The organism is Deltaproteobacteria bacterium, from assembly GCA_011375175.1.
Lineage (GTDB): Bacteria > Desulfobacterota > GWC2-55-46 > GWC2-55-46 > DRME01 > DRME01.
Genome location: DRME01000037.1, coordinates 1 through 4311 on the forward strand (window position 1 = coordinate 1; position 4311 = coordinate 4311).

Sequence of the window (4311 nt, forward strand, 5' to 3'; positions counted from 1 at the left end):
AAGTTTCCCCCAGACCCCCTTCAAAGACTTTTAATTCCCTGCGGATCACCCCGATTTTGCAAGCAAAATCGGGGTGATCCGCAGGGCGTTAAAAGTTTTTGGAGGGAGTCTGAGGGAACCTTTTTACAAAAAGGTTCCCTCAGTGAAATAAATCAGAACTTCCTTAAGCAAAGGGGCATTGCGGGGGAGGTTTCCCCGTAGGAGGTGGGAGGTCGTGAAGATCAAGTCGGCGAGGTTTGTAAGGAGCGCCGTTTCGCCGGGGCAGTGTCCGCCTGCCGGCAGGCCCGAGGTGGTGCTCGTCGGACGGAGCAACGTGGGCAAGTCTTCGCTCATCAACAGGCTCGCGGGCCGCAGGGGGCTGGCGAAGACGAGCAACACGCCGGGCAAGACGCGGACCATGAACTTCTACCTCATAAACGACGCCTTCTACATCGTCGACCTGCCCGGCTACGGCTACGCCCGGGTGCCGCGCGAGCTGAGGAAGAGCTGGGAGCCCATGACGGGCCGCTACCTCGCTTCGGATAGGGACATACGGGCGGCCGTGTTCCTTCTCGACGCAAGGCGCGAGATAGGGGAGAGCGAGTGCGAGCTCATCGACTGGCTCGGAGGCTTCGGCCTCGAGGTCGTAACTGTTCTCACAAAGGCCGACAAGCTCTCGCGCAACGCCCTTGCCGCAAGGCGCGCCCAGGCGAAGAGGCTGCTTGGACTCGGCGACGAGGGCATCATCATCTTTTCGGCCGTCACGGGCCAGGGCAGGGAGGAGCTGTGGAAGGCGCTTTACGCGCTCACGGTCCGGCGGTGACGTCGGTTACGGAAGATGCGGCCTCTTGCGAGGGATATTCGCCTTGAGGGGAGGCGGTTCGATTCCCCTTGACAAAGGCGGTAAAGGGGATTAACTTTGGAAAAGTGGAGAAGAAACCCGTTGTTTTCATAGGCGTGGCCCTGTTCCTCGCCGGCTGCGCCGCCTCCGCGCCCGTCGAGGATGGCTCGGTGGAGAAGGCGCTGGCCGCCCGAACCGACGAGCTAAAGATTATGCTCGTTCAGACGAATATAAAGTTGGACGAGCTGGCCGACAAGCTCTCCCTTCTGAGCGAGAGGGTGGCCGCCATGAGCGCCGAGAGGAGGCGCCTCGAAGCGAGGAGGGCCGCGCTCGAGGGGAGCGGCTCCGGCGAGACCCAGGAGCGCGGGGGTGCGGCCGTGCCGCACGCCGGTGGCGAGGCCCTTCACGGGGCGGAGGAGCCGCCGCACTGGCTCGAGGTGGTCGAGCTCGGAGGCGAAGAGGCGCGGCGGGGAGAGCGGCGCGGCGGCGTGGATGCCGCGCCCGGCGCAAAGGAGCGCAAGGAGGTCCCGGAGCGGCTCTACAGGCTGGGCCAGGAACTCTTCATGGCCGAGAAATACGCCGACGCCAGGGCGGTCTTCGACAACCTGATCGACAACTTTCCCGATCACGAGCTCAGCGACAACGCCCTCTACTGGTCGGGCGAGACCTTCTACTCGGAGCGCGACTACCGTTCGGCGCTGGAGAGGTTCAGCGAGGTGGCCGCAAGGTATCCCCAGGGCAACAAGGCCCCCGATGCGCTCCTCAAGGTGGCCTTCTCCCATATAGAGCTCTACGAGATGGACAGGGCGAGGGAGGCGCTCAAGGGGCTCGTGGAGCGTTACCCCGACTCCAAGGCCGCCGAAAGGGCGAGGAAGACGCTCCGCGAGGTGGAGGGACTCAAGTAAGGGGCTTTTTTGCCATGGTGGTGTCATGGGACGACTCTTAGGGCTGGTTGTCTTCTTCGGCCTCGTCTTCTCGGCCGCGACGGGTCTTTGCGGCGACGAAGGCGGCGGTCCGCTCGCTCCCGGCGAGGTGCGCTACCACAAGGTGGTAAAGGGCGACACCCTGTGGGACATATCGGCCCGCTACCTCGGCGACCCCTGGGCCTGGCCCAGGCTCTGGAAGCGCAACCCGGCCATAGAAAATCCCCACCTCATCTATCCCGGCGACATCATAAGGATAAGCACAGAGAGCATGGAGGTCGTGGGCCGCGCCGAGCGCGAGACCGTGGTGCTTCCCACCATAGAGCTGCCGCCGGCGCCGCCGGCGGAGGAGGTCGTCGTGGTCCTGGAGCCGGAGCCCGAACCCGAGGCCCTGGAGGGAGCCATCGAGGAGGAGACGGTGCTGGTGGGCCCCGAGCTCCGTACGGCCGGCTTCATCACCACGAGGGATCTCGCCGCAAGCGGAACGGTCGTGAGGGCCAGGGAGCACAAGGAGCTCATCTACGGCGGCGACACCGTATACATCTCGCTCGGCGAGGGGGAAGAGGCCTCCGTGGGGGACCGCTACACGCTCTTCGAAGTGGGCCGCGATGTCAGCCATCCCGTGACCGGCAGGTACATGGGTCATATAATAGAGATAGTCGGCTCGGTCGTCGTCACGTCGGTGTACGACGACACGGTCGAGGCCGAGGTGGCCGAGTCGTTCCGGGAGTTCAGGGCCGGCACGAGACTGAGGCCTTACGAGAGGCCGCCCTCGAGAGTCAGGCTCGTCGAGGCCGAGGGCGGCGTCACGGGCTACGTCGTGGCGAGCTACGGCGGAATAGGCGAGATGTCGCACGGGGATCTCGTCTTCCTGGACAAGGGCAGACTTGACGGCCTCGACGCCGGCAACGTGCTGACCGTATTCAGGGCTTCCGAGAAGGCTCGCGACCCATCGGGAGTGCACGGCACCATGACGCTTCCGCCGAGGGAGCTTGGAAGCATCATCGTCGTCAGGACGGCCGAGAAGACCTCGACGGGTCTCATCACCCGAAGTCTTCAGCCCATTCACCGCGGCGACCTGGTGACGACCCTCGACGCCCGGCGCTGACCCTTCCGGCCGGCGCGCCGGCGGCCCGGGGGAAGACGAGGCCCGCCCCTCCCGCGGGCGGACGCCCGGAGCGCGCCGGCAGGCCCCTTCCTCCATGGACCGCCTATTGACAGGGTCACTCCGGGCCGGTAAAGTAATCTCCCCATCTCCATGGACAAGGGCCGCGCCGCCTTGCGGCGGGCAGGCCTCATGTCAAGGAGCAAGAGCTGCGCGTGGACCTTCAAGACGCCAGGTACTGGCACGCCCTGGCGATGCTCAGGGGCGTGGACCGGCGCTCAATCGCGGAGGCGGTGAAGAGGGCCGGAGGGGCGCGCGAGCTCTTCGAGAGCGGCGCCGTCGTCACCGAGCGAAGCGGGGCGTGGAGGCTCTTCGGCGAGCTCGCCGGGTACTGCGACTGGGAGAGGGCCGAGCGCGAGGTCGAGCTCGTCCGCCGCGCAGGCGTGCGGGTGGTGACGCTCCTCGACGACGAGTATCCGCCGTTTCTGAGGGAGATATACGACCCGCCGCTTCTTCTATACGTCAGGGGCGGAAGGCTCGATCCCTCGGCGCTCGTCGTGGCCGTGGTGGGTACGCGCAGGCCCACCCACTACGGGCTCTCCATGGCCGAGGGGATCGCGTCGGAGCTCGGGCGGGCCGGCGTAGTCGTTGTGAGCGGCATGGCCCGCGGCTGCGACAGCGCGGCCCACCGCGGCGCACTCGCCGGCGGAGGCCGCACGGTGGCCGTACTCGGCTCGGGGGTGGACGTCGTGTACCCGAAGGAGAACCGCCGCCTCTACGAGGAGATATGCCGGGGGCCGGGCGCCGTGATCTCCGAGTTCCCCATGGGTTCGCCTCCGGTGCCGCGGGGCTTTCTCCAGCGCAACAGGATCATAAGCGGCATGGCCAGGGGCGTGGTCGTGGTCGAGGCCGCCGCCAGGAGCGGGGCCATGCAGACGGCGAGACTGGCGCTCGATGCGGGCCGCGACGTCTTCGCCGTGCCGGGACGGGTGACGGGCGGAAAGAGCGCGGGACCACACTCGCTCATAAAGGACGGCGCCGCGCTGGTCGAGAACGGAGGCGACGTGCTCTCGGCCTACGGCATGGACGCCGCCGGCGACACCGCCCGCGACGGGAGGGAGGCGGAGCCGGGGAAGGAGCGGGAGGGCGGCGAGGCCGCCCGTGTGCTCGCCGCCCTCTGCGACGAGCCCATGCACGTGGACTCGATCATGGAGAAGACGGGCATAGAGGTCCGCAGGCTCTCGGCCCTGCTCCTCGAGATGGAGTTGAGCGGCGCAATCGAACAACTGCCGGGCAAGTGTTTCATAAGAAAGGTAAGCTCTGATTAATTACGCTGGGGGAAACTTTCTGTAGAAAGTTTCCCCCAGACCCCCTTCAAAGACTTTTAATACGAGTTGGTTTCCCCCTGTTTTGCTTGGCAAAACAGGGGGAAACCAACTCGCGTTAAAAGTTTTTGGAGGGAG

4 protein-coding genes are annotated in these 4311 nt (G+C 65.9%); all 4 read left to right on the plus strand.

The window, feature by feature from the left end; all coding sequences use genetic code 11:
* The first annotated feature begins 214 nt into the window (after positions 1-214).
* The 4 genes from ENJ37_02490 to dprA all read left to right on the plus strand — a co-directional run bounded on the left by ENJ37_02490 (position 215) and on the right by dprA (position 4176).
* On the plus strand, positions 215-802 hold the full coding sequence (locus ENJ37_02490; GenBank protein ID HHL39352.1) for a YihA family ribosome biogenesis GTP-binding protein: 588 nt from the start codon (positions 215-217) through the stop codon (positions 800-802).
* Between the two features lie 104 nt (positions 803-906).
* Complete coding sequence (gene ybgF / locus ENJ37_02495; protein HHL39353.1) at positions 907-1725, plus strand: tol-pal system protein YbgF; 819 nt, start codon at positions 907-909, stop codon at positions 1723-1725.
* Between the two features lie 25 nt (positions 1726-1750).
* A complete protein-coding gene (locus tag ENJ37_02500) occupies positions 1751-2851 on the plus strand; it encodes a LysM domain-containing protein (protein HHL39354.1) in 1101 nt (366 codons plus the stop codon).
* A gap of 212 nt (positions 2852-3063) precedes the next feature.
* Positions 3064-4176, plus strand: a complete 1113-nt coding sequence (dprA, locus tag ENJ37_02505) for a DNA-protecting protein DprA (GenBank protein HHL39355.1) — start codon at positions 3064-3066, stop codon at positions 4174-4176.
* The last annotated feature ends 135 nt before the right edge of the window (positions 4177-4311 follow it).